The sequence below is a fragment of the Flavobacterium sp. LMO6 genome (assembly GCF_009495795.1).
Classification (GTDB): domain Bacteria; phylum Bacteroidota; class Bacteroidia; order Flavobacteriales; family Flavobacteriaceae; genus Flavobacterium.
In genome coordinates this window covers 227,584-252,312 of sequence record NZ_WIBH01000004.1, presented here as the reverse complement: position 1 = coordinate 252,312, position 24,729 = coordinate 227,584, and the positions used below count along the sequence as shown (strand labels likewise).

Annotated in this window: 22 protein-coding genes and 1 pseudogene; 11 read left to right on the top strand and 12 right to left on the bottom strand. The window is 31.8% G+C overall.

The features are described from left to right. Nucleotides 1-113: 113 nt before the first annotated feature. Nucleotides 114-1,346: an ABC transporter permease gene (locus GFJ99_RS06140; RefSeq protein WP_153207983.1), complete on the bottom strand. Its 1,233-nt coding sequence runs from the start codon at nucleotides 1,344-1,346 to the stop codon at nucleotides 114-116. An 81-nt stretch (nucleotides 1,347-1,427) separates the two neighbouring features. Between GFJ99_RS06140 and GFJ99_RS06135 the strand changes: the two genes are divergently transcribed. The 3 genes from GFJ99_RS06135 to GFJ99_RS06125 are packed head-to-tail and all read left to right on the top strand — an operon-like array spanning nucleotide 1,428 to nucleotide 3,789. Beyond that, entirely contained in the window at nucleotides 1,428-2,678 is a 1,251-nt protein-coding gene (locus GFJ99_RS06135) for an exo-beta-N-acetylmuramidase NamZ domain-containing protein (protein WP_153207975.1), read from the top strand. A gap of 17 nt (nucleotides 2,679-2,695) precedes the next feature. Then, on the top strand, nucleotides 2,696-3,268 hold the full coding sequence (locus tag GFJ99_RS06130) for a hypothetical protein (protein WP_153207974.1): 573 nt from the start codon (nucleotides 2,696-2,698) through the stop codon (nucleotides 3,266-3,268). A 50-nt stretch (nucleotides 3,269-3,318) separates the two neighbouring features. After that, nucleotides 3,319-3,789, top strand: a complete 471-nt coding sequence (locus GFJ99_RS06125) for a hypothetical protein (RefSeq protein ID WP_153207973.1) — start codon at nucleotides 3,319-3,321, stop codon at nucleotides 3,787-3,789. A gap of 75 nt (nucleotides 3,790-3,864) precedes the next feature. On the opposite strand, the gene GFJ99_RS06120 is transcribed toward GFJ99_RS06125, so the two are convergent. Then, a complete protein-coding gene (locus GFJ99_RS06120; RefSeq protein WP_153207972.1) occupies nucleotides 3,865-4,362 on the bottom strand; it encodes a YkgJ family cysteine cluster protein in 498 nt (165 codons plus the stop codon). Nucleotides 4,363-4,432: 70 nt separating this feature from the next. On the opposite strand from GFJ99_RS06120, the gene GFJ99_RS06115 reads away from it, so the two are divergent. Further along, on the top strand, nucleotides 4,433-5,176 hold the full coding sequence (locus GFJ99_RS06115) for a bifunctional 2-polyprenyl-6-hydroxyphenol methylase/3-demethylubiquinol 3-O-methyltransferase UbiG (RefSeq protein ID WP_153207971.1): 744 nt from the start codon (nucleotides 4,433-4,435) through the stop codon (nucleotides 5,174-5,176). Nucleotides 5,177-5,341: 165 nt separating this feature from the next. On the opposite strand, the gene GFJ99_RS06110 is transcribed toward GFJ99_RS06115, so the two are convergent. After that, nucleotides 5,342-5,974 (bottom strand): 7-carboxy-7-deazaguanine synthase QueE, encoded by a 633-nt coding sequence (locus tag GFJ99_RS06110; protein WP_153207970.1) that lies wholly within the window; start codon nucleotides 5,972-5,974, stop codon nucleotides 5,342-5,344. Between the two features lie 164 nt (nucleotides 5,975-6,138). On the opposite strand from GFJ99_RS06110, the gene GFJ99_RS06105 reads away from it, so the two are divergent. The 3 genes from GFJ99_RS06105 to GFJ99_RS06095 are packed head-to-tail and all read left to right on the top strand — an operon-like array spanning nucleotide 6,139 to nucleotide 8,308. Then, a complete protein-coding gene (locus GFJ99_RS06105) occupies nucleotides 6,139-7,656 on the top strand; it encodes a helicase HerA-like domain-containing protein (RefSeq protein ID WP_153207969.1) in 1,518 nt (505 codons plus the stop codon). Beyond that, nucleotides 7,656-7,946 (top strand): GIY-YIG nuclease family protein, encoded by a 291-nt coding sequence (locus GFJ99_RS06100; protein ID WP_153207968.1) that lies wholly within the window; start codon nucleotides 7,656-7,658, stop codon nucleotides 7,944-7,946. Before GFJ99_RS06105 ends, GFJ99_RS06100 begins: the two co-directional genes overlap by 1 nt. Continuing rightward, entirely contained in the window at nucleotides 7,943-8,308 is a 366-nt protein-coding gene (locus GFJ99_RS06095) for a cupin domain-containing protein (protein WP_153207967.1), read from the top strand. Before GFJ99_RS06100 ends, GFJ99_RS06095 begins: the two co-directional genes overlap by 4 nt. On the opposite strand, the gene GFJ99_RS06090 is transcribed toward GFJ99_RS06095, so the two are convergent. The 3 genes from GFJ99_RS06090 to GFJ99_RS06080 all read right to left on the bottom strand — a co-directional run bounded on the left by GFJ99_RS06090 (nucleotide 8,305) and on the right by GFJ99_RS06080 (nucleotide 13,439). Beyond that, nucleotides 8,305-9,549 (bottom strand): hypothetical protein, encoded by a 1,245-nt coding sequence (locus GFJ99_RS06090; RefSeq protein ID WP_153207966.1) that lies wholly within the window; start codon nucleotides 9,547-9,549, stop codon nucleotides 8,305-8,307. The genes GFJ99_RS06095 and GFJ99_RS06090 overlap by 4 nt on opposite strands. Further along, complete coding sequence (locus tag GFJ99_RS06085; protein ID WP_153207965.1) at nucleotides 9,515-12,016, bottom strand: DUF2339 domain-containing protein; 2,502 nt, start codon at nucleotides 12,014-12,016, stop codon at nucleotides 9,515-9,517. Before GFJ99_RS06085 ends, GFJ99_RS06090 begins: the two co-directional genes overlap by 35 nt. An 82-nt stretch (nucleotides 12,017-12,098) precedes the next feature. Beyond that, nucleotides 12,099-13,439 (bottom strand): NAD(P)/FAD-dependent oxidoreductase, encoded by a 1,341-nt coding sequence (locus tag GFJ99_RS06080; protein WP_153207964.1) that lies wholly within the window; start codon nucleotides 13,437-13,439, stop codon nucleotides 12,099-12,101. 148 nt (nucleotides 13,440-13,587) lie between these two features. Between GFJ99_RS06080 and GFJ99_RS06075 the strand changes: the two genes are divergently transcribed. The 4 genes and pseudogenes from GFJ99_RS06075 (at nucleotide 13,588) to GFJ99_RS06060 (ending at nucleotide 17,405) form a co-directional block, all read left to right on the top strand. Further along, on the top strand, nucleotides 13,588-14,223 hold the full coding sequence (locus tag GFJ99_RS06075; RefSeq protein ID WP_153207963.1) for a flavin reductase family protein: 636 nt from the start codon (nucleotides 13,588-13,590) through the stop codon (nucleotides 14,221-14,223). After that, nucleotides 14,223-14,354 (top strand): annotated as a pseudogene (locus GFJ99_RS06070) (DUF2256 domain-containing protein); the annotation flags it as partial. The gene GFJ99_RS06075 and the pseudogene GFJ99_RS06070, both read left to right, overlap by 1 nt. Nucleotides 14,355-14,567: 213 nt before the next feature. After that, a complete protein-coding gene (locus tag GFJ99_RS06065; protein ID WP_153207961.1) occupies nucleotides 14,568-15,872 on the top strand; it encodes a DASH family cryptochrome in 1,305 nt (434 codons plus the stop codon). After that, entirely contained in the window at nucleotides 15,873-17,405 is a 1,533-nt protein-coding gene (locus tag GFJ99_RS06060) for a cryptochrome/photolyase family protein (RefSeq protein WP_153207960.1), read from the top strand. Between the two features lie 88 nt (nucleotides 17,406-17,493). On the opposite strand, the gene GFJ99_RS06055 is transcribed toward GFJ99_RS06060, so the two are convergent. The 6 genes from GFJ99_RS06055 to GFJ99_RS06030 form a co-directional block, all read right to left on the bottom strand. Then, on the bottom strand, nucleotides 17,494-18,069 hold the full coding sequence (locus tag GFJ99_RS06055; RefSeq protein ID WP_153207959.1) for an NUMOD4 domain-containing protein: 576 nt from the start codon (nucleotides 18,067-18,069) through the stop codon (nucleotides 17,494-17,496). Nucleotides 18,070-18,142: 73 nt separating this feature from the next. Beyond that, a complete protein-coding gene (locus GFJ99_RS06050; RefSeq protein ID WP_153207982.1) occupies nucleotides 18,143-19,219 on the bottom strand; it encodes an agmatinase family protein in 1,077 nt (358 codons plus the stop codon). A gap of 128 nt (nucleotides 19,220-19,347) precedes the next feature. Continuing rightward, nucleotides 19,348-20,640, bottom strand: a complete 1,293-nt coding sequence (gene kynU, locus GFJ99_RS06045) for a kynureninase (RefSeq protein WP_153207958.1) — start codon at nucleotides 20,638-20,640, stop codon at nucleotides 19,348-19,350. A 134-nt stretch (nucleotides 20,641-20,774) separates the two neighbouring features. Continuing rightward, complete coding sequence (gene queA / locus GFJ99_RS06040) at nucleotides 20,775-21,824, bottom strand: tRNA preQ1(34) S-adenosylmethionine ribosyltransferase-isomerase QueA (protein ID WP_008254706.1); 1,050 nt, start codon at nucleotides 21,822-21,824, stop codon at nucleotides 20,775-20,777. Between the two features lie 171 nt (nucleotides 21,825-21,995). Beyond that, nucleotides 21,996-22,322 carry a hypothetical protein gene (locus GFJ99_RS06035; protein ID WP_153207957.1) on the bottom strand — a complete coding sequence of 109 codons (327 nt, stop codon included), beginning with the start codon at nucleotides 22,320-22,322 and terminating at the stop codon, nucleotides 21,996-21,998. Continuing rightward, a complete protein-coding gene (locus GFJ99_RS06030) occupies nucleotides 22,322-24,508 on the bottom strand; it encodes a LamG-like jellyroll fold domain-containing protein (RefSeq protein ID WP_153207956.1) in 2,187 nt (728 codons plus the stop codon). Before GFJ99_RS06030 ends, GFJ99_RS06035 begins: the two co-directional genes overlap by 1 nt. Nucleotides 24,509-24,729 lie beyond the last annotated feature (221 nt).

Here is a 24,729-nt window from a genome sequence, read left to right as displayed (position 1 = left end):
AAATCTTTTTTTACCTTGTTTCGACTTCGCTCAACTTGACAAGGTAAAAAAAATTGTAACGGACAGCGGGACTAAAAGTTTTATGGAATGCAAAATGTGTGCTTCAAAAAAAATTAATCGAAACGTATTGCTTTTACTGGTGAAATTTTGGTGATAATGTAAGATGGGATTAATAAAACCAACAAACAAACGATTACGGTTCCTATATTTAATAATGCAATGTGGAGCAAATTAATGCTTACTGGCGCTTGGTTTACGTAATAGTTTTCGGGATTGAGTTGGACAACTCCGAAGAACTTTTGAATTAACAATAACGAAATAGCTATTAGATTTCCCCAAAATAATCCGCGTGCAATTAAATAAAATGCATTGTAAAGAAATATTTTTCGAACATTCCAATTATTAGCACCCATGGCTTTTAGAATTCCGATCATTTGGGTGCGTTCTAAAATGAGGACTAGTAATGCGACTACCATATTAATGGTTGCCACAACAATCATTACGATTAGAATAACTAAAATGTTGAAATCGAACAATTTAAGCCATTCGAATATACTATAATATTTTTCTTCGATGGTGATACTATTATAAGTAGGCGGAATTTCTTTATAGACTTCCTCTCCTTTTTCTTTAATTTTTGAAAAATCGGCTACAAAAACTTCAAACGAACCAACTTCGGTTGGCTGCCATTTATTAATGAGTTGAACGTGACGAATATCTCCAATAATATAAGCAGCATCGAATTCTTGAAAACCAGAATTGAAAATTCCCGTGATTAGGAAGTTTCTTTTATTTGGCAGTTTTCCGTTTTCTTTCATGAAAAAAGTTAGAAACTTATCCCCTACTTTTAATTGTAGTCGCTTAGCTAAATATTCTGAAATTAAAACTTCAGTATTTAATTCCGATTTTAGATTTGGAATTTTACCATCAACTAAATATTCCTCTAAATTGGTGAAATTATAATCTTTACCGACACCTTTATATATAATTCCTTCGAAAGCTTTTTCTGTACGAATGATTCCAGCTTTGCTTGCCACGGCTTGTACATGATTGATGCCTTCTACATTTTTAAAATTGGGATAAAAACTTTGATTGATAGAAATCGGTTCGGTAGTAACTTGCGATTGATTGTCATCGAAATTAGAAATAATAATGTGTCCGTTGAAAGCCGAAACTTTCTCGCGAATTTTATCTTGAAGCCCAACACCCGTAGCCACCGCCATAATCATCATAATAATTCCGATGGCAATTGCCGTAATCGCAATTTTTATAATTGGCGAAGAAATACTACTTTTATAACTTTTAGCAGCAATTAGTCTTTTGGCTATGAAATATTCTAAATTCAAGGTTTTAAAATTATAATTAAGGCAAATATACATAAAGTTTTTGCCACAGATTACACCAATTTACACAGATTAAAAATAGTTATGAAATACAATATATATCGATTTACAACATTAATTGGCTTACTAATACTTTCTGTTTCGTGTGGAAGTAGTAAAAAAGCTATTCCGCAAATAAAACCGAGCACTGATAATGTGACTTTGACTTCTACTTCGACAGATGTTACTTTTAAAACAGGAGCAGAAAATTTTGAAAGTTATTTACCTTTACTGAAAGACAAACGTGTTGGAATAGTTACAAATCAAACGGGAATTCTTTCGAAAGAGAAGCATTTGGTTGATTTTTTAATCGAACAAAACATTAATCTTAAGAAAATTTATGCTCCTGAACACGGTTTTAGAGGAACAGCTGATGCTGGCGAATTAATCGTTGACGGAAAAGACACCAAAACGAATTTACCGATTATTTCCCTTTACGGAAACAACAAAAAGCCAAAACCCGAGCAATTAGAAGGAATTGATATCTTGATTTTTGATTTGCAAGATGTGGGCGCGCGATTTTACACGTATATATCTTCGTTGCATTATGTGATGGAAGCTTGTGCGGAAAATAATATTCCGCTTTTGGTTTTAGACCGGCCGAATCCAAATGGAAACATTATTGATGGTCCGATTTTAGAAAAGGAACACCAAAGTTTTGTTGGAATGCATGAAATTCCGGTTTTGCATGGGATGACGATTGGTGAATATGCAAAAATGGTTAATGGAGAAAAATGGCTGAACCTTTCGACAAGCTCAGGACAAGCACTTCAATGTGATTTGAAAGTAGCACCTTGTTTGAACTATTCGCATGATATGAAATATAGTTTACCTGTGAAACCTTCTCCAAACTTACCAAACGATCAATCGATTAATTTATATGCGAGTTTGTGCTTTTTTGAAGGTACGAATGTAAGTTTAGGTCGTGGTACTGAAAAACAATTCCAAATTTACGGTTCGCCATTTTTACCTGAAAGTGAGTTTGATTTTAGTTTTACTCCGCAGCCAAATTTTGGCGCAAAAGACCCGGTTCATAATGGAAAAGTATGTTTTGGAGAAGATTTAACTGAAATTAGAAAAGTACACCGACTAGAATTAAAATGGTTATTGAAAGCTTATGAAAACACAGCAGACAAAACTGTTTTCTTTACTGATTTTTTTACCAAATTAGCCGGAACAAAAAAACTCCGCGAACAAATTGAAGCCGGAATGACTGAAAAAGAAATTAGAAAAACTTGGCAAGAAGGTTTGGAGCAGTTTAAGGAAGTGAGAACGAAGTATTTGATTTATGAATAGAAGAAAATAGAGAAAAGATGAAAGAGAAAAGACTACTAATTTTATTTCTATTAATATTTTCAGGTTGTTCAAAAGAAAACAGAACGATTTCTTTTGATGATTGGAATAATCAAATAGTTAGCCAATTGAATAAAACTGATTCTTCAATCTATAAACAAGAAGAATTAAAGAACAACATTGATTTTCTTTTAGAATTTAGAAAAGATATCGCTAAAGAAATTGACAAATTAAAATCTAAAGAAGAATTTTCAAGTTTTGTCGTTTACGAAAATTATAACTGTGAGTTTAATCCAAAAGACACTCTTCAAATTGATATACCATTTACCAAAAACAAATTTTATTATAACATATTTATTATTTCCGATAAAGAAAATTATTCGTATGAATTGAGAGGATTTTCAGAAAATAAAAATCTAAAATTCAACAAACAAAGAATCGAAAATAAAGATGAATACTTAGAACATTTAAATCCAGAAAATATTGGAATTAAAAAGACAAATTATCTTTTGAATGATTTTTCCGTTACTTCAAAAATTACTTGTAATGGAAATGATTTAAACATAGAAGTTATTTCAACAAGATTAAACTAAATTTTTGAAAATATCAAAACCAAATCAATAATCACTTTTTTTTAAGTAAAATGATTTCAAAAATCAACATCGTAGAATTTAGAGAACGTTTATATAAAAACACAAAACTTGGAAATCCAAAAATTAAAGGAACTCCATTTGCTATCACATCCATATCTGGGGAGTCTGATAAAACTTTTTTTGGAACATTCGATAAAACTAAATTTGAACTTACTGAAAATGCAACTTTATTCCCAACACCCTATATCATTTCAGGAGAAATTAATCCAAAAAGTGAAACTCAAACTGAAATAAATTATGAAGTTAAGCCTATTGGATTTGGATATTATTGGTTAAAATATATACCAATCTTTGGTCTTATCGTATTTAATTTAATTCTTTACACACAATCGGCTCCTTTGAAAGTATATCAAATAACGAACCCAATTATGTTTAGTTTTATTGTTTTTAGTCGTTTTTACCTGTGGCGAAAGAAAAACAAAATTGAAACTGATTTTAAAAAAATTTTTGAAATAGAATAAAGACACTATAAGAGATTCCTAACGGAATGACAAGATTACGAAAACTGAACACTTTCAACTGAAAACTGAACACTCTTAAAGAGGCAACTTTTCCTTCATTTTCTCCACAATATTAAACGCCGCTGGACAAATTGCTACATTTAATAACGTTAAATCGGTGATTTGATTGAATTTTTTTCTATCAGTATGAGGGAATTCTCGGCAGGCTTTTGGACGGACATCGTAAATGAAACATTTGTTGTCGCTGTCTAAAAACGTACACGGAACACTTTTGAGCACATAATCTTGGTCTTCATCTATGCGAAGATATTGGTCTATAAATTGCTGTGGCTTTTGACGGAAACTCTTTGAAATTCGTTCAATATCGGCCGAAGTAAACAATGGTCCAGTTGTTTTGCAACAATTGGCACAGTCTAAACAATCCGTTTTTTTGAATTCGGCATCGTGTAAATCTTGCATTACATAATCCAAATTTTTAGGTGTTTTCTTTTTTAGCTTGTCAAAATACTTTTTGGTTTCGATATGCGTATCTTTGGCAAGTTTTCCGAGTTCGTTTAAATTTGGCTTTAGCATTTTATGAATTTTCTACTGCAAAGTTAAACAACTTTTAAACAACTAAACCTTTAAACTTTTAAACTTTTTTATGAAAGACCTTTTCGGAAAAGCCATTTTAGACTACCAAACCAATAATTCTCCCGAAGATTTAATCACAGAAACTTCAATTTCGGAAGCAGATGAAATGAACGTTGCCTATTTGTTTCGTGATTTTAAGGAGATGCCAAAATTGGAACAGAAAGCATTGCAATTAGCCAAAGGAAAAGTGTTAGATGTTGGTTGCGGTGCCGGAAGTCACGCTTTGTATTTGCAGAAAAAAGGTTTTGATGTAACCGCAATTGATATTTCAGAAAACGCGATTAAGGCTTGTGAATTAAGAGGTTTGAAAAACTGTAAAGTTTCGGATGTTTTGGATTTAGATCCTGATACTTCGACTGCGCTCAGTAAGACAAATCAGAATAACAATAAGTTCGATACTATTCTACTTTTAATGAATGGAACTGGAATTTTCGGTAAAATGAATAACATTCCAAAATTCTTACAAAAATTAAAATCATTACTAAACGAAGGCGGACAAATTTTAATTGATAGTTCTGACTTAATTTATATGTATGACCAAGACGAAGATGGTGCTTATGAAGTTCCAGCTAATGGATATTATGGCGAATTAACGTTCACCATTCAATATAAAGGAGAAAACGAAGATACTTTTGATTGGCTCTATTTGGATTACAACACGTTACAAAACGCAGCAATTGCAAATGGTTTAGAATGTGATTTAATTTTAGAAGGCGAGCATTTTGATTATTTAGCTAAACTTACTCTTCTTTAATTGGAAACACATAGTCACATAAGATTTTCTTTATACTGAAAAGGCGTTTCACTTTACATAGCAGTCAATAGTGAGACTTAAAAACAGAAACACAGATTAAAGAAATTAAATGAATTTTTAAAATTTCTTTAATCTGTGTTCCAAAAAATGAATTTGAGATTTCCGTTATGGAATATTCAAATATTTATGCGTTTGCAACGACACTCGCCATTTTGGATTGTTCATTACATAATTAACTATTAAAGGTGTCATTTCTTCTTTTTTACTCCATTCCGGTTGTAAAAAAAGAATTGCATTTGGATTCACTTTTGCCGCTTGTTCTTCAGCAAAAATGAAATCGTGTTTGTTGTAAATGATTACTTTTAATTCGTTGGCAATATCATAAGCACTTTGAACGGGTAATTTATTTTTCTTTGGCGACAAACAAAACCAATCCCAAGTTCCAGTAACTTCATACGCTCCCGAAGTTTCAATATGTACTCTTAAATTTTGCTCTTTTAATTTTGATGTCAATAATGTCATGTCCCAAGTTAAAGGTTCTCCACCAGTAACAACAACTGTGTCCGCATATTTTTTTGCATTAGCTACAATAATATCCGTATTCGTTGGTGGGTGTAACTCCGCATTCCAACTTTCTTTTACATCGCACCAATGGCAACCTACATCGCAACCGCCAATTCGTATAAAATAAGCAGCAGTTCCTGTATGATACCCTTCCCCTTGAATGGTATAAAACTCCTCCATTAAAGGCAACATTTCGCCTTTTTCAACCGCTAATTGTGTTTCTTTTTTCAACATCTTAAAACTAAAATAGTGGGCAAAGATACGATTTGGAAGTTAGAATTTAAGTATTAGTAGTTAGAATTTATATTTTTGAAATTGAATTTGAATTTGCAATTATTGTATTTGTTGAAATTTTAATTGAATTTCTGTACATTTGAAAATTAGAAAACAAAACAATCATGAGTAAAATAGAGGATTTTAGCAAACATATAAACGAAGGATATACTTGTAAAGGAGAATTTATCACATTAGGTGGTGGAATTTTAGATGGTGAAGCCGTTCCAAATACGCATGTTAAAATACCTCTAAAAACATTAAACCGTCATGGATTAATTGCAGGAGCAACTGGAACCGGAAAAACCAAAACTATTCAGGTGTTATCTGAACAATTATCACAAAACGGAATTCCCGTTTTAATGATGGATATAAAAGGTGATTTCTCTGGAATTGCCATGCCTGGAGAAGAAAAACCATTTATTACCGAACGTCATGAAAAAATAACAATTCCATACGTAATTAAATCATTTCCTGTTGAATTAATGACCATTTCAGAACAAAACGGTGTTCGATTACGCGCAACTGTTTCTGAATTTGGACCAGTATTATTTTCTCGAATTTTAGATTTAAATGACACTCAATCTGGAATTGTTTCTATTGTTTTTAAATATTGCGACGACAATAATTTACCTCTTTTAGATTTAAAAGACTTTAAAAAAGTATTACAATACGCAACAGAAGACGGAAAAGCAGAATTTGAAGGCGAATATGGCAGAATTTCAACCAGTTCTACAGGTTCAATTTTAAGAAAAATCATCGAACTAGAACAGCAAGGTGCTGCATTGTTTTTTGGTGAAAAATCATTTGAAATTGAAGATTTAATGCGAATTGACGAAAACGGAAATGGCTACGTTAACATCATGCGATTGACCGATATTCAAGACAAACCAAAATTATTTTCGACTTTCATGCTAAGTTTATTAGCCGAAATTTACAACACCATGCCAGAACAAGGTGATGCTGGACGACCAGAATTAGTAATTTTTATAGATGAAGCGCATTTGATTTTTGATGAAGCCAGCAAAACATTACTAAATCAAATTGAAACCATTGTAAAATTAATCCGTTCTAAAGGAATTGGTGTTTATTTTATTACGCAAAACCCAATGGATGTTCCAACAGGCGTTTTGGCACAATTAGGTTTAAAAATTCAGCATGCACTAAGAGCTTTTACTGCAAATGACAGAAAAGCGATTAAAATGACAGCAGAAAATTATCCGGAAACTGAATTTTACAAAACAGACGAAGTGTTAACTTCATTAGGAATTGGAGAAGCTTTTGTTACGGCATTAAGTGAAAAAGGAACTCCAACACCATTAGTAGCCACCATGTTGCGAGCACCAATGAGTCGAATGGATATTTTAACGGATAGCGAAATTGATTTGAATATTTCAAAATCGAAATTGGCTAAAAAATACAATGAAGAAGTAGACAGAGAAAGTGCCTACGAATTATTGAATAAAAAAATTGCAGCAGCACAGGAAGTAGCTGTAGAAAAAGAGGAAGCAAAACCAAGCCGAAAAACAAAAGAAGAACCAAGTACAACAGAAGTTATTGGAAAATCGATTACTAAAGTTGTTACGAGTGCTACTTTTATTCGTGGTGCATTTGGTTTATTAATGAAGATGTTTAAGAAATAATGAAAATTATTTACAAAATAACATACCCAAATGGAAAAATATATATTGGTAAAGATTTAACTAATAGTATTAATTACTTTGGAAGTGCAAATAGTAAACTAATAGAAAAGGATTTTACTGATTTTGAGAGAGATGATTTTACAATAAGAAGACAAATTCTTTGGAAATCAGAAATTGCTTCAGATAAAGAAGTAAATGTAAAAGAAGTAGAATTGATTATGAAATATAATTCTAACAACCCGAAAATTGGTTATAATCAGTGGCCAAAATTTAAAATTACTAGTATATGAAAAAATATTTCATACAAAAATCGCCATTTGTAGTTCCAACAACTGATGGCAAATTAATTGAAGAACACCACGGATTGGCAACCACAAACAATTCAGCTATTTCAATTGCTCATATGGTGGCACCACCAGGTTGGAGCGAACCTTTTCAAACACCTGAATTTGATGAATACACCTATATCATTAAAGGCAAAAAACAATTTATTATTGAAGATGAAACGATAGTTTTAGAAACAGGTCAATCGATAAAAATTGAGAAAAACACGCGCGTTCAATACTCCAATCCTTTTGATGAACCTTGCGAATACATTGCAATTTGTACGCCAGCATTTAGCATGGAAATGGTAAATAGAGAAGAGAATTAATCCTTCTTCTCTACCTCTTTTAATAATCCAAAAGCAAAATAACCAATAATAATTCCAGCTACAACAATTGCTATCCATAAAAACCAATTGGTTTGCCAGAATTGTTGTGTTATCGTTGCTTTATTTAAACTTATCTTTTTAAAATCTGAAATTCTAATTAGTCCTAATTTAGTCAAATCATTTGGTAGAAATTTTACCAAATCATATTGCGGTTTTGACAAAGTAGAATCTACTACTATTTCATAATTCTTACTAACATCTAAATCGGCAATTAAATAAAATTGATTTTGTAATAATTTGATTCCTTTAATTTCTAAAGGTTCGTTGTCTAAATTTTCGATTTCAATTTCAAAATCTTTTGCTTGAAAACTTTCCCATTTAAAACTATTAGCTGAGTTTGAATCTAAATTAAAAGTAGCAACCAATTTTCTATATATTTCTGATTTCTTTTTTACGCTTCTAGTTTCCTTAATGAAGACGGAAGCTTTTCTAAAAAATCTTGAGTTTTTGAAATTAAATGCTATTCCATCAACCGTATATAAATTATCTGCAGAAAACTTTATAATGGTTTTTTTGTTTGTTTTATCCTCAATTAATTTATGTTTAAAAACTTCTAATACTGTCGTTGGTTCTATTTTTTCATCACCAATAAAATACCCAACTTCTAGAAGATTTACTGGCATAGAATTTTTATCAATAAATTCAATTTTTAAAAATTTATAGGAATTGTTTGGAAATGAAACTGTTTTTCTAACATACGTATTTTGAAAATCATTTAAATCATACAACATTGCATTCATCACTAATCCAAACCAATGAATTCCATCGTCACTTCCGCTTATATTATATTCTTTAGTAAGACCTGTATTGGCAATTTTCAGACTTAATTCTGAACAATATTTCATATTTTGAACGACATTGATAATGTAATATGAAACTGAGTCCTTGAATTGTTTTTGATCCGAAATTCTTAATGATTGATATCGGTTTGAGAAAAAATAGTCTTTATTGAAATCAACTACAAAAGGAATTTCTTTTTTTTCATCATTATAAATTCTCAAAAAATCAAAATTTTCATAAGAAGCCGAACGCACTTCAGGAGCAATTAAAATCCTATGAAATCCCTTTTCTTCTACTCTTTCAATATTACCTTTATGGCTTTGACCAAAACCAAAAATCGATATAAAACAAATTGAAACAATTAACTTAATTTTCATTTGAATTCCTATTTTGAGATTCATCCACCACTAACTTTTTGATTTTTTGATACACAAAAGAGATAATCAAAATGAGCACTCCTAATAATATAAATGCAATGATTTTACCGGTTTCAGAAACGTTGTTAATATCGTAAACAAATAATTTCACAATGGTTAATCCCAATAACGCAAGGGCAATAATTCGCAATTGTTTCCATTGTTTTCTAATTCCGAAAATCAATAGACCAAACGATAAAATTCCCCATAAAATCGGATAACCAATTTTAATAACTTGAACTTTTATGATATTCAATTTGCCTTGAACATACAACTCATTTGATGAAAAAGTCACCTTATCCAAATCTGACCCAACAGCATCTGAATAAATTTGATCTAAAATTATCTGTGGCTCAACAAAAAACATTTGATGTACAATTAATTCATTGCTCAAAATGTAAACTCCGCAAAAGACCAACAACCAAAGAGCAATATTAGATTTTAAAAAGACAATGTGCGCTTTATTCAAAATTTGATTGGCTAAAATCGAAACATAATAAATTAAACAAGCCAAAATAATGTAATGTAAATTAAATGCTATTACCGAATCCCAGTTTTTAGCAATGTTCCAAAGTACTTCTTTTGATGGAATATTGTACCACCAAACCACATATAACGCAATGTTAACCATAGTCAAAATGGTTGCCAATTTTTGCACTAATTCTTCTTTAGATTTTAATCCGAAGTAAATAAATACGGTACTAAAAATAAAATGATACCCAACCGATAACGACAACGCTGCGTATGAATTTTCTAAATTTTGACCTGATTGATGAATGATTTCGAAAATTCCGACAAAATACCCAATTATTAAAGCTACCCAAGTGATTCCGTTGCGATAAAAAACAGGATCAAATTCAATTTTAAAAATAGTATTTGATTCGTTTTCTTTTTTCAATAGAAAATAAGTACCAAGTAAAGAACCAACTACCACAATTCCGGTTATGAAAATTGGATTGAATAGTATGGTAAGTTCGTTATTTGTAAAACGATATTGTTTATCCCAATCAATAATTAAACTAATAATCGACAAAAACTGAACCACCATTGCGCTTAATTTAAACATATTGATTTTCGATTTTTGCGACAACCAAAACAATAAAACCGCTTCTACAGCCCAAAATAAAGTAATTTGATTACCTTCAAATTGAATTGGAATGGTTAAAGTAACAAACGTTAACACCAATCCAATTAACAAATACACGGCATTTTTATCTAATCCAAATTTCTTAAATAAAACAACGGCATATATTAAATTATAAACCGCTAATGAAAGCGTAAACAATCCTTTGAATTCAATTCCCCAATTGTGTAAAATACCCATTCCTAAACCGAAATACACAAAAGTGTTGGCCATTATTATGAAATAATCAATAGGAGAAAAAACACCTTTTCTTCTTACGTTATTTAGAACAGCCAAAATACTAAAGATGAAATAATATAATGTTGCAAAAGCTAGAGCGCCTTTATGTGGTAAAATATCGTCGTTTAATTCTCGATAATACCAAGAAAAGAAAAGTATGTTTGTAAATATGAAAGATAAAATAGTTACTAAATTCCATTTTTTGTAGTAAGCAATTACTAGAATTCCAATATTTAAAATAGCGATATAAGTAAACAAAACTACATAATTTCCGGCTCCAGTACTTACCATAAAAGGAACCGCAAATCCTCCAATTAAAGACAAAACTGCTAATTCTTGCCTGTTGTAAGCAACTGACACAAACGTACTAAAAGCAGTAATCACCACCATAATGGCAAAAGCTATAGTTTGACTAAATATATGATAATCATGAAATGCTATAGCAATAGTAAAATAAAAAATACTAACAGCACCTGCCACCATAACAGAACTAAATGCTTGGTAGTTTTTCTTTAATTTGTGTGCTACTCCCATAACTATTGAACCTGCTAAAATTCCGATTCCAACACGAGCAGTTTCGTTTATCCATTCTTTATCAATGGCATATTTTACAAAGAAACTAATACCTAAAACCAGTATTAAAATTCCAATTTTATTAATTAGATTTTCTCCGATAAATTTTTCTAAATCGGGATTATTTTCTTTGAAATTTTCGAACCACGATTTTTGTGGAGCTCTTGGTTGCTCAGGTTCAATAATTGGAACATACTGTTTGATTTCTTCTTTGATTTCGACTTTAATAGGTTCAGCAACTGGAATAATTTCAGGTGTTTTTTCAATAACCTCAATAGGTTTTTCTATTATTTTTTCTTCCACAATTGGTTTTGAAACCGGAACTGATTCCTTACGAATTTCGGGAGCAGTTTTTGAAACATCTTGAACCACTTTTGAACTCAATTCATTTTTTAAATCATTGATTCGTTCATGCAATCGATAAACAGTATCTTGTAGTTGCTTAAATTTTGAATTCATACTTGTTAAAAGTATAATTACAATAACTAAAATAGCAAGTAATAGTATGGTTTCCATCTAGAGTTCCTTTTAATAAACTCAAAGATAAACTTTTTGTAAGAAAAAAATCCAAACCTCTTAATTGAAGTTTGGATTTAAATTATTGTAGTAATTCTAAAATTTTATTTTCGACTTGTTCTGAATCCCAAATTTTCTCGATATTTTCAATTTTTAATACCTCTTGCATAATTTCATTTTGAAAATCTCCTATTGCCATGGCTTCAGAATAAGGTTGTAAACTAAACGTTACTCTACTGTACAAAGGCATCCATTTATCTGGATGTTTATCAGAAAACCATTTTTCTATTTTCTTTTGAAGCAAAAAATTTGAATCTGCCGTTTTGTTACTCATTTCTTCAAAATTTCTTCTAGACAATTCTGCAATAGCATCTGCATTTGGTTTACGAGAAATTTCATATTCTGAAAATATCGCATTCCAATCGTCTCCATAGGTATGAATTAATTCATTTAAGATGGTAATATCTTCAAAACCTGCATTCATACCGTGTCCGTAAAATGGAACAATAGCATGAGCAGAATCACCAATTAAAGCTACCTTGTCTTCAAATGTCCATGGAAAGCATTTCATTATAGCTAAATAACTTGTTGGATTTTTAAAGAAATCGCGAACCAAATCTGGAATTACTTCTTTTGTATCTGGAAAATATTTTGCAAAAAATGCTACTAAAGCTGCTTCATCTTTTAAAGATTCAAAAGAATTTTCGCCTTCAATAGGCATAAACAAAGTACAGGTGAACGAATTATCCAAATTAGCCAATCCCATCAACATGAAATTGCCTCTTGGCCAAATATGTAACGAATGAATATCAATTTTTGGAGAACCATCCGCATTAGCTGGAATATGTAATTCTTTATAACCAATTTTCATGAACTCTTGCGAATAATCAAACATGGATTGGCGTTGCATTCGGTGTCTAATTCTTGAAAAAGCGCCATCAGCTCCAAAAACTTTATCGTATTTTAATTCCGTCCAATCACCTTGTTCCGTTTCACCTTCCCACAAAGTTGCGGTAGCTAATGTTACATCCCAAATTTTACGTTCAAAGAAAAACTCAACACCTTCTGCTTCGGCTAAATCAACCATTTTTCGATTTAAAACACCTCTCGATAATGAAAAAATAGCTTCTCCTTCTTTTCCGTAATTTTGATAATTCAATTTTCCATCTTGTAAATGAATGGCTCTTTTATCAACAGGAATACCAATTTTTCTAATTTCTTCATCTAGTCCAACATCTTCCAATGCTTTCCACCCACGATTTGACATTACCAAATTAATGGAACGTCCGGAAAATTCAACCGTTCTAATATCAGGACTTCTATCGTAAACATGAACAATGTGTCCGGCTCTTTTTAAATAGATTGCTAATAAAGTTCCTACTAATCCAGAACCTACAACAGCAATTTTCTGTGGCGTTTGCATGAAGATATTGTAAAAATTTGGACTGCAAAAATACGGAATAATAAAATTTAATAGCTGACATTTATCAGATTTTTCATTTGGAAACTATTTTTTGTTTAATTATTTTCAATATTAGTTAAACAAAATGTATCTTTGAATAAAAATTACAATGAAAAAGTTTACTAAGGACGAATTATTTTACATGTCAAAAGTACCGAGATTAAACTTGGTTAATTGTGTTACTGGTTATAAGTCGGCCAACTTAATTGGAACTTGTTCTGAAAACGGCACTTTAAATGTTGCTATTTTTAGCAGTGTTACTCATTTAGGAAGCGAGCCTCCTTTACTTGGTTTCATCTTGAGACCAACAACAGTTTCAAGAGATACTTATAAAAACTTAAAAGAAACAGGCTATTTTACTGTAAATCACATTACAGAAGAAATGATTGCCGATGCACATCATACTTCTTCGAGCTACGAAGAACATATTTCTGAATTTGATAAAACTGATTTAGAACCTGAGTTTATAGACAATCACAAAGTGCCATTTGTAAAAGGAAGTCCAGTACAATTACTTTGTAAATATGTGAACGAATACAAAATTGAAGAAAATGATTGTATCCATATTATTGCTTCTATTGAAACCATTTATGCTGATGAAAAACTGTTTCATGATGATAATTGGATGCAGTTAGACAGAGGAAATGTAGTAGCAATTAATGGTTTAGATGGCTATTGCGTTCCAAAATTATCTGACAGGTTTCATTATGCACGACCAGATAAACCTTCAACTTCGATGTTATAATGGCTCATAAAAAAGTAAATCTTCCCGAAAAATTATGTGAAACTTGCCAACTTCCATTTTCGTGGCGCAAGAAATGGGAGAAAAATTGGAATGAAGTAATGTATTGTAGTGATAAATGCAGAATGAATAAAAATTTCAAAAATCAATTTCAAGGGCAATCCCGAAGTTTCGGGACAAAATCTAACAATTAAAAGAAGGAACACAGATTTAAGAAATAAGGGAAATCTTTAAAATCTTTTACGAACTTTTTTCACAAAGTTGTTCCACTAAAAAAACTTATGTGACTTATATGTTTAAAAATAAACCTTCGCGACTTAGTGTCTTTGCGAGCAAAAGAAAAGAATATGAATGGATTAATATGGTTTAGAAACGATATGCGTACGATTGACAATCATTCGTTGTACAATGCTTGCAGAGAAAACGAAAAAGTAATAGGTATTTATTGCTTAGATCCGAGACATTTCGAAACAACTCAATATGGTTTCAAGAAAACAGAAAAATATAGAACTCAATTTCTTTTAGAAACGATAACCGAATTACAACAAAATTTGTTAGAAAAAAATATTAGGTTGTTAGTGTATTATGGTTATCCCGAAAAATTAATACCTGAAATTACAGCAAAATATCAAATTCATTCCATTTATTCACAACACGAATGGACGAGCGAAGAAAATGAAATAGAACAAGAAATACGAAACCTAATTTCAGCAGTAAATTGGAAAAATTATTACGATCAATTTTTATTTCATCCAGCAGATCTTCCGTTTAAAGATTGGAAGAAAATTCCGGAAGTTTTTACTGATTTCAGAAAACAAATTGAAAAGAAAATTCATGTGCGACCAACCGTTTCTATTTCTCCAAAACCATTAATAAATTTAATTGAAGAAACTACTCCAATTCCTACTTTAAAAGATTTGGGATTTGACTCAGAAGCATCTGATTTTAAGCAACCTGAAAAGACAGCATTTCCTTTCAAAGGAGGAGAAAATCATGCTAAAAAAAGAATTAAGGACTACTTTTGGGATACTAAAAAATTAGCAGTTTATAAAAAAACTAGAAATGGTTTAATTGGAAAGAATTACAGTTCCAAATTATCCGCTTGGTTAGCAAACGGAAGTGTTTCGGCACGAACTATTTATTGGGAAGTGCAAAAATTTGAAAAAAAAGTAATCAAAAACGAAGACACCTATTGGTTAATTTTCGAATTAATTTGGCGCGATTATTTCAAATACATTTCCTTAAAACACGGCAACAAAATTTTCCAATTGAACGGTATTTTACAAAAAGAATACCATTGGAACCAAAATAAAAAAGCCTTCAATCAGTGGGCAAATGGCACAACACCTGAACACTTTGTAAATGCCAACATGATTGAATTGCAAAAAACAGGTTGGATGAGCAATCGCGGTCGTCAGAATGTGGCAAGTTATTGGGCAAAAGAATGGGAACAAGATTGGCGAATAGGCGCTGCTTATTTTGAGAGCATGCTTATTGATTATGATGTGCATAGTAATTACGGTAATTGGATGTACAATGCGGGTGTTGGAAACGACCCAAGAGACAGAAAATTCAACATTAAACGTCAGGCAGAAATGTACGATGCCGATGGGAAATTTCAAAAAATGTGGTTAATTCCTGAATTATTTTAAATGAAAACACTTCGATTACTTTTGGGCGACCAACTCAATTCGGAACATTCTTGGTTTGATGAAGTCAATACAGATGTGGTTTATGTGATGGCAGAAATGGGTCAGGAAACCGATTATGTAAAACATCACATTCAAAAAGTGGTAGCTTTTTTTCTTTCGATGCGAAATTTTTCGGACGAATTAGTTAAAAAAGGACATCAAGTTATCTATTATAAAATTTCGGATGCCAATAATCCACAAGATTTGGAACAATTGATTTTGGATTTGGTAGAAAAAAATAAAACAGAGCAATTTGAATACCAATTTCCTGATGAATATCGATTGGACGAACAGTTGAAATCTATTTGCAAAAAACTTTCTATTCCAACAAAAACAGTCGATTCCGAACATTTTTATACGTCTAGAAATGAACTAGCGGATTTTTTCAAAGGAAAAAAGCAACTTTTGATGGAAAGTTTCTATCGGATGATGCGAAAAAAACACGATGTTTTAATGGTTGGCAATCAACCGTTAGATGGAAAATGGAACTTTGACCACAATAATCGCAATCAATATAAAAACGAAGTTCCGATTCCGTTTCCTTTGGAATTTCATAAAAATGTAAGTAAAATTATTACCGAAATTAAAAGTCAAAACATCACCACTTTTGGAAATATTGATGCTGAAAATTTCAATTGGCCGACTTCCAGAGCCGAAAGTTTACAACTGATTGCCTATTTCTGTGAGCATTTGTTGGCGCATTTTGGTACGTACCAAGATTCATTGTTTTCTGGACATAAATTTTTATTTCATTCGCGATTATCTTTTGCGATGAATTCTAAAATGATTAGCCCAAAAGAAGTAGTTGACGCTGTGATTTACTATTATTATCAAAATCAAGAAACCATCGAATTGGCGCAAGTAGAAGGTTTTGTGCGACAAATTATTGGTTGGCGCGAATATGTAAGAGGAATTTATTGGAAAGAAATGCCAAATTACACCCAAATGAACGTTTTGGAAAACTACAATCCACTACCTGATTTCTTTTGGACTGGAAAAACCAAAATGAAATGCCTACAACATTCCATTTCCCAAAGTTTATCGGAAGCGTATGCACATCATATTCAGCGATTGATGGTGATTGGTAATTTTTCCTTGTTGGCACAATTGCATCCTGATGAAGTTGACGCTTGGTATTTAGGTGTTTATATTGATGCTATTGAATGGGTTGAAATGCCAAATACGCGCGGCATGAGTCAGTATGCTGATGGCGGAATTGTAGCTACAAAACCCTATGTATCCTCTGGAAGTTACATTAATAAAATGAGTAATTATTGTGGTAGTTGTCATTACAACGTAAAAGATAAACTAGGCGAAAAAGCCTGTCCATTTAACAGTTTGTATTGGCATTTTTTAGATGAGAAAAAACATCATTTTGCAAACAACCAAAGAATGAGCATGATGTTAGCCTTACTTAGAAAAATGAAACCCGAAGAATTAGCAGCTACAAAAGAAAAAGCGATTTCGATTTTGGATAATGTCGAATACTTATGAAAAAATATTGTCATTTTGAACTTGTTTCAAAATCTATTGTGAGATTAAAGATAGAAACTAAAACAAGTTCAGTTTGACAAAAACGTAATTAAACGTTTATATGTCCCCAATTTTCACCCCATTTGATGCGGTAAATTTGCATCTCAGAAACATTAAATTCTTTAGCTGTTTTTCTAACGCTAAATTTTTCGGCTTGACGCTTCATCTTTAATTTAATTCGCATAACTTGAGTAGAAGTCAATTTTCTTCCATCTCTTTTAATGTTATTTTCCTGAAACTTTTTAAAAGCTTCTTTAACAGCAGGACTTTTGTGTCCGTGAGCCCGCATTTCGTCATAAGTTGCCCATTTTAAATTATATAATTGATTGTTCAATTTATCATAATCTAAATGCAAAACATACTCTTGATCATCTGATTGTTTAGGAATAAAGAGTTCGGCAACCATTTTATGAATTGCGTGATGAAAATATTTTTTTTTATTGTTTTCTTGTCTCGTATAACGAAGAAAAAGAAAACCTTCTGTAATTGCACCTTTTAAAATTTTTCCGCTTTCAATTGTATCTACAAAACTCTTAATTCTGCCATGATTTGAAACTGCATAGCGCACTTTTCCTGGAATCTCAATTTGATATTCTTTCCATTTTTCAATTACAAAATGACTCATATTATGTTTCTTTTAAATAAATTTTGGTGCGATTATTTGAAAGACTCACTTCACTACACAATGCAATTTACACTTATTTATTGAATATTATTTTATTTCCCACATTCATTTTTTGAGATTTCGCAAAAACACCGCACATATGAAATAACATTCTAGCGCCTACATTACCATCCCAATCATCTTTTCCAGGAGAAACCTCAACTAAATCAAAACCAATGATTTCTTTATTAGTTGCTGCTAAACGACTAAACAAATAAGCGGCTTGTTCATAAGAAAATCCACCTGGAACTGGCGTCCCTGTATTTGGACAATACCAAGAATACATGCCGTCAATATCAAAAGAAATACAAACCTTTTCTGGTAATGAAGCGATAATTTGATCACATTGTTGTTGCCACGTTTTACCCTCAAAAGTTTCTTGTTTTAAATCCATATCAGTATGAACTAAAACGCGGTCATTTAAAGCAACTTCTACTTCTTGCTCACAAAAATCGCGAATTCCTACTTGCACAATTTTTGAAATCTGAGGAATTTGTAATGCATTGTACATAATTGAAGCGTGCGAATACGTGAATCCTTCGTAAGCAATTCGTAAATCCATATGAGCATCTAAGTGCAAAATTCCGAAATTGTCATATTTAGTTGCCAAAGCTTGATAATAACCCAGTGGCGTAGAATGATCGCCTCCTAATAAAACCACTTTTTTACCTTTATTCATCCAATTTAGCGTTTGTTCTCGAACCGCTTCTACCATATCAGAACAAGCATAATTGATTTCCTCTAAATCCTTTGTTAAGTATGTATGATGGTCTAAAACCATCCCACTTTCTAGAGCTTTAATAATTGGAGCAGCTTGTTTTTTATATTTTTTAGATTTCTTTTTTAAATCCTTTGGTGCTTTATCTAAATAAATTCCTAATTTCCATAAGTCAGGAAACTCTTGGTGGTTTAGATCTACTTGAAAAGAAGCATCTAAAACCGCATCTGGACCTTTGGAAGCTCCCGAACCATAACTTACTGTAACTTCCCATGGCACCGGAATTACAATAATTTCACTTTGTTCTGCCGAAAATGGCAATCCAAAAATTGTTGCATCTGCCAACCCTGGTTGAGATGGATCGAAGTTTTCTAAAATTTGTTCTTTAGTCATGACTTTATGTAATTCTATTATTCTTTGCAAAGATAGTTTATTTAACAAAAAAGCCGAACAGTGCGTTCGGCTTTTCAAAATATTTAAAATTCTTTTTTAAAGTTTTAGTTGTCGAGAAAAGAAAAGTATTATTTATTTAAAATCAATTTTTTTAAAATTTGACCAAAATCGTACATATCTTCAAAAGAACAATAAAATGGTGCTGGCGCTAATCGGATAACATTTGGTTCTCTCCAATCTGTAATTACTCCATTTTTCATTAAACGATCAAATAATTCTCTTCCTTGACCATGTAAATAAACAGATAATTGACATCCTCGTTCTTCTTGATTAGCTGGTGTAAGAATTTCAAATTCGGCTCCTTCTAATTCCTTGTCAATTTCATGTAGAATAAATTCCAAATAAGCTGTAATACGATTTCGTTTCTCAATTAATTTATCCATTCCTACTTCGGCAAACATTTCAACTGAAGCTAAATAAGGAGCTAAAGATAAAATAGGTAAATTACTAATTTGCCAACCATCTGCGCCTCTAACCGGATCAAATTGTGGTTCCATTTTAAAACGACGTTCTTTATTATGTCCCCACCAACCAGCAAATCTTGGCAATTCTGTATCGTTGTGATGCATTTCGTGTACAAAACAACCCGATGCGTTTCCTGGTCCAGAATTCATATATTTATAACTACACCAAGCAGCAAAATCAACTTCCCATTCGTTTAAATGAAGCTTTATATTACCTGCAGCGTGTGCTAAATCCCAACCCACGTATGCTCCTTGCTTATGTCCGGCCTCTGTAATAGTTTTCATATCAAAGACTTGACCAGTATAATAATTTACCCCTCCAATTAAAACCAATGCTAGCTCATCGCCAACTTCATTAATTTTAGCTAATATATCTTCTAAACGAATATTGTGTTCTCCATCTCTACGTTTAATTTCTACTATAGCTTCATTTGGGTTAAACCCAACTGTTTTAGAGTGAAAATCTACTTGACTTTGAAACATATATTGATCACTTGGAAAAGCTTTTTCTTCACAAATGATTTTGTATTTTTTTAGTGTTGGTCTATAAAAAGAAACCATTAACAAATGAAGATTTACCGTTAATGTGTTCATTACAGTAACTTCGGTTGGTTTAGCTCCAACAATTTCACTTAATGGCACTGCAAATCTTTCATGATAATCCCACCATGGTTTATCTGCATAAAAATGTCCTTCAACAGCTAAATTAGCCCAATCTGACATTACTTCATCTACGTAAGATTTAGTTCTTTTAGGTTGTAATCCTAAAGAATTTCCTGTAAAATAAATTACTTGTTTTCCGTTCACTTTTGGAAAAAGAAATTCATCTCTGTATTTTCTTAATTCGTCTTTAGCATCTAAATCTTGTGCAAATTCGCGGTTATTTTCAAAAATCATTAGCTTAGTTGTTTGGATGGTAAAAGTAGGCAAAAGTTATAAATGAGCAAAACCATAAAATTTTATTTTTTTGATTTCAGAAACAAAAAATCCCAGCAAAAAGCTAGGATTTTAATATAAGTAAAGCGATGCTTTTAGATAATTAACATAGCATCTCCGTATGAATAGAAACGATATTTTTCTTTAACCGCTTCTTCGTATGCTTTTTTCATTAAATCATGACCACAAAATGCAGATATCATCATTAACAAAGTTGATTTTGGTGTATGAAAATTAGTTATCATAGCATCTGCCAAGCTAAAATCATAAGGAGGATAAATAAATTTATTTGTCCATCCTTCAAAAGGATTTAAAGTTCTTTGAGACGAAACAGAACTTTCCATTGCTCTCATAGCGGTAGTTCCTACGCAACAAACTTTTTTCTTTTTAGTTTTAGCGTTGTTAATAATATCACAAGCTTCTTGAGAAATTTTCATTTCTTCTGAATCCATTTTGTGTTTTGATAAATCTTCAACCTCAACCGGATTAAAAGTTCCTAAACCAACATGTAATGTTACTTCAGCAAAATCAACTCCTTTAATTTCTAAACGTTTTAACAAATGTTTAGAAAAGTGCAAACCAGCTGTTGGAGCAGCAACGGCACCTTCTACTTTTGCGTAAATTGTTTGATAACGCTCAGCATCTTCTGGAGTTACTTCACGATTGATGTATTTTGGAATTGGAGTTTCTCCTAATTCTACTAATTTTTCTCTAAATTCTTCATACGAACCATCGTATAAAAAACGTAAAGTTCTACCACGAGATGTTGTATTATCAATAACCTCAGCTACTAATGAATCGTCATCTCCAAAGTATAATTTATTTCCAATACGAATTTTTCTTGCAGGATCAACTAAAACATCCCACAAACGTTGTTCTGCATTTAATTCTCTTAATAAGAAAACTTCAATACGAGCACCTGTTTTTTCTTTATTTCCGTATAAACGCGCTGGAAAAACTTTAGTATTATTCAACACCATTACATCACCATCATCAAAATAATCAATGACATCTTTGAATAATTTGTGTTCTATTGTACCGGTTTTTCTGTTTACTACCATTAATCGAGATTCATCGCGATTTTCGGTAGGAAATTCAGCTAATAATTCTTCAGGAAGATTGAATTGAAAATGAGATAATTTCATTCTTTTAAGTTTAAAAGTTTATGGTTTAAAAGTTTAAAGAGATTTTGAACTCCTAAACAAGGCTGCAAATATACGATTATGAAATAGGCGTTGTCAAGTAAAAAGCGGTTTATTTTAAAATTTCCACTGTTTACTGAACAACGCCCAAATCAAAACTAAAAAAACTACTTATTATAACTTACTCAATAGTTGTACTTTATTGTGCATATCTTTAGAAGCGGTTAAGATTAACGCTCCTTTTTTTCCTTTTTCGTAATAATGCAACTTATCGCCTTCTTCCATTTTTATAGTTGTTGTTGCTCCTTTTGACAACGAATAACTACCGCCACTTCCTGCGTTGATTACCTTTACTTCGTTACCTGTATCATTTTTGATTTTGATATCGAATTTTTCAGAAACTGCTTCTTCTTTAATAATTGCGTTAGTTTGCTTTAATGATATGATGTTCATGGATAACAACCCTAAAGACAAAACAGCAATGATGATTACTTTTTTCATTATTTAATTACAATTTTTTTAGTTGCGATATTATTATCTACATCTTGAATACGAACCATGTACATTCCAGCAGCTAAATCAGAAACATTGATTTGTTTTTGATTAGAAGACAATACTTTTTGCCCTTGAATGTTATAAATTTCAACTGATTTTAATTCCAAAGCAGTTTCAATGTTTAATATATTACGAACAGGGTTTGGATACAAAGCAACTTCTAAATTGTTTGAATTAAAGCTTTCTGAAGTCAAAGTGTTGTTTGTGTATAAGCTAGAAACTTCTGTTGCATTTAAAGCGTAATTATAAATTTTTAGGTCGTCAATTGCACCGTTGAACCAAAATTCTCCTCCAACACCAATTCCAATTCTGAATACATCGGAATTGTTAATTGTATTCCACACCTTAGCTTGAGAACCTAACAATGTGCCGTTTTTATAAACTTTTGCATTAGTTCCATCATACGCACAAACATAATGGTCCCATGTAGACAAATTGTTTGTACTTAATGCCACATAATTATCATTATAGCCTAGAGCCATTGTAGATCCATCAGTTATAGAACACCCAAAAGCGTTACTATTACTAGATGCTCCATAAGAGAATATTGTGTTATGAAATGGAAATGCAGAATTGTGTGCATTTACTTTTGCCCAAACAGAAACCGTACGTGCTTCATTTCCATAAGGTAAACCTGTAATTGTAGCTGTTGAACCAGTACCGTTAATATTAATAGCGCCAGACGTATTACCATGTCTGTCTGTTGTAAATGAAGTTCCAGCATTTGAAGCAAACGGAGCAGAACCTAAAAGATTATTATATGTATTATCAAAACTATATTCTGCAATTGTTAATGGAGTTGGCGGTGAAAGCGTTGTAAAACTTCCTATTGTGCTTGTAGCTGTTCCTGCTGTATTTGTAGCTTCTATTTGAAAATAATAAGTTGTTCCTGGCGAAAGTCCATATATATTTACATATCCCTGATTTGCAGTATTTCCTGTAGTAGAAAATCCTGTTATTTGATTTGTTAAAGCCCCACTTGACAAACCATATTTTACTATTGATGTCGTAGCTCCATTATTTGCATTTAACGAATAAAATATTCTAGCGGAACTAGTTGTTATTTGACTTACAATAACTCCGGAAATTGTTGGAACAGTTGCTGGTACTGGTGGCAATATTTCTCTAATCCTATTGTTAAAATGATCCACAATATACAAAATATTTTGTGCAGTATTTATTGCTATTCCTGTTATCACATCGAAAGTAGCAACAGATACATCACCATCAGTTGTACCTGAATAACCTAAACCGGCATAAGTTGAAACATCACCAGTCGGAGTAATTTTTCTGATTCTGTAATTGTACGAATCCGCTACATACAAATTACTTGAATTATCAATTGCTATTCCTAATATACCATTGTTAAATTTAGCGGCTGTTCCATTACCATCTAAGTAACCAACTGTACCACCTGCAAAAGTTGTTACTACACCAGCTGGTGTTATTTTTCTAATTCTACAGTTTTCACCTACAAATACATTTCCAGAGGCGTCAACAGCAATTCCCATAGGAAAACTAAATTGAGCTGCTGTTCCTGTTCCATCGGCGTAACCATTTGCGCTTCCTGCTAAAGTAGTTACTACACCTGCTGGTGTAATTTTTCTAATACGATGATTACTTGCATCGGTAACATATAGATTTCCAGAAGCATCAATAGCAATTCCTACAGGATAATTAAATTGGGCTGCTGTTCCCGTACCATCTGCTGTTCCTTGAGTTCCCCCAGCAAAAGTTGTTACTACACCAGCAGAAGTTATTTTACGAATGGCATTATTTCCAGCATCGCAAACGTAAGCATTATTAAAACCATCACGAGCAACACCCTCCAAACCAGTAGAACTAAACCTTGCTGCCGCGCCAGTTCCGTTTATAATGGTACCACCTGTGGCGCTTCCTGCCCAAAAGGCAGTTGAATGGTCAGAAAATACTTTTCTAACTCTGTTATTATTTTGATCTGTAACAACCACTGCAGCACCGCCGTCTATTGCGATACCTTTCGGACGATCAAATCGAGCAGTTGCACTTGTTCCTTCAACATATCCCGGGGTTGAACCAACTCTAGTAGAAATAGTTTGTGCATTTGACATAGAAAATGCCAATAATAACAATATTAGTAATTTTGTTTTCATAATAAGTAATTTTTAAAGTTTGATTCAAAAGTACTTGAGTAAAATCATCTTTATAATAGTGAGTTTACCAAACCCTATTTTCAGTTTACGAAAGCATAAAATAAAAAAAGCACTCCTAAGAGTGCTTCCTTATTATTAAAAAAACAAATTAAAAACGAGTGTAAATAGAGAAGTATATAAAACAAACAATAACAACTCTAATTTGTATTCTTCTAATTTTG

Bases quoted from the DNA above. Each gene is read 5' to 3' on its own strand.
- GFJ99_RS06135 (WP_153207975.1), top strand. From the start codon at position 1,428: ATGAAATACAATATATATCGATTTACAACATTAATTGGCTTACTAATA.
- GFJ99_RS06130 (WP_153207974.1), top strand. From the start codon at position 2,696: ATGAAAGAGAAAAGACTACTAATTTTATTTCTATTAATATTTTCAGGT.
- GFJ99_RS06125 (WP_153207973.1), top strand. From the start codon at position 3,319: ATGATTTCAAAAATCAACATCGTAGAATTTAGAGAACGTTTATATAAA.
- GFJ99_RS06120 (WP_153207972.1), bottom strand. From the start codon at position 4,362: ATGCTAAAGCCAAATTTAAACGAACTCGGAAAACTTGCCAAAGATACG.
- GFJ99_RS06115 (WP_153207971.1), top strand. From the start codon at position 4,433: ATGAAAGACCTTTTCGGAAAAGCCATTTTAGACTACCAAACCAATAAT.
- GFJ99_RS06110 (WP_153207970.1), bottom strand. From the start codon at position 5,974: ATGTTGAAAAAAGAAACACAATTAGCGGTTGAAAAAGGCGAAATGTTG.
- GFJ99_RS06105 (WP_153207969.1), top strand. From the start codon at position 6,139: ATGAGTAAAATAGAGGATTTTAGCAAACATATAAACGAAGGATATACT.
- GFJ99_RS06100 (WP_153207968.1), top strand. From the start codon at position 7,656: ATGAAAATTATTTACAAAATAACATACCCAAATGGAAAAATATATATT.
- GFJ99_RS06095 (WP_153207967.1), top strand. From the start codon at position 7,943: ATGAAAAAATATTTCATACAAAAATCGCCATTTGTAGTTCCAACAACT.
- GFJ99_RS06090 (WP_153207966.1), bottom strand. From the start codon at position 9,549: ATGAATCTCAAAATAGGAATTCAAATGAAAATTAAGTTAATTGTTTCA.
- GFJ99_RS06085 (WP_153207965.1), bottom strand. From the start codon at position 12,016: ATGGAAACCATACTATTACTTGCTATTTTAGTTATTGTAATTATACTT.
- GFJ99_RS06080 (WP_153207964.1), bottom strand. From the start codon at position 13,439: ATGCAAACGCCACAGAAAATTGCTGTTGTAGGTTCTGGATTAGTAGGA.
- GFJ99_RS06075 (WP_153207963.1), top strand. From the start codon at position 13,588: ATGAAAAAGTTTACTAAGGACGAATTATTTTACATGTCAAAAGTACCG.
- GFJ99_RS06065 (WP_153207961.1), top strand. From the start codon at position 14,568: ATGAATGGATTAATATGGTTTAGAAACGATATGCGTACGATTGACAAT.
- GFJ99_RS06060 (WP_153207960.1), top strand. From the start codon at position 15,873: ATGAAAACACTTCGATTACTTTTGGGCGACCAACTCAATTCGGAACAT.
- GFJ99_RS06055 (WP_153207959.1), bottom strand. From the start codon at position 18,069: ATGAGTCATTTTGTAATTGAAAAATGGAAAGAATATCAAATTGAGATT.
- GFJ99_RS06050 (WP_153207982.1), bottom strand. From the start codon at position 19,219: ATGACTAAAGAACAAATTTTAGAAAACTTCGATCCATCTCAACCAGGG.
- kynU (WP_153207958.1), bottom strand. From the start codon at position 20,640: ATGATTTTTGAAAATAACCGCGAATTTGCACAAGATTTAGATGCTAAA.
- queA (WP_008254706.1), bottom strand. From the start codon at position 21,824: ATGAAATTATCTCATTTTCAATTCAATCTTCCTGAAGAATTATTAGCT.
- GFJ99_RS06035 (WP_153207957.1), bottom strand. From the start codon at position 22,322: ATGAAAAAAGTAATCATCATTGCTGTTTTGTCTTTAGGGTTGTTATCC.
- GFJ99_RS06030 (WP_153207956.1), bottom strand. From the start codon at position 24,508: ATGAAAACAAAATTACTAATATTGTTATTATTGGCATTTTCTATGTCA.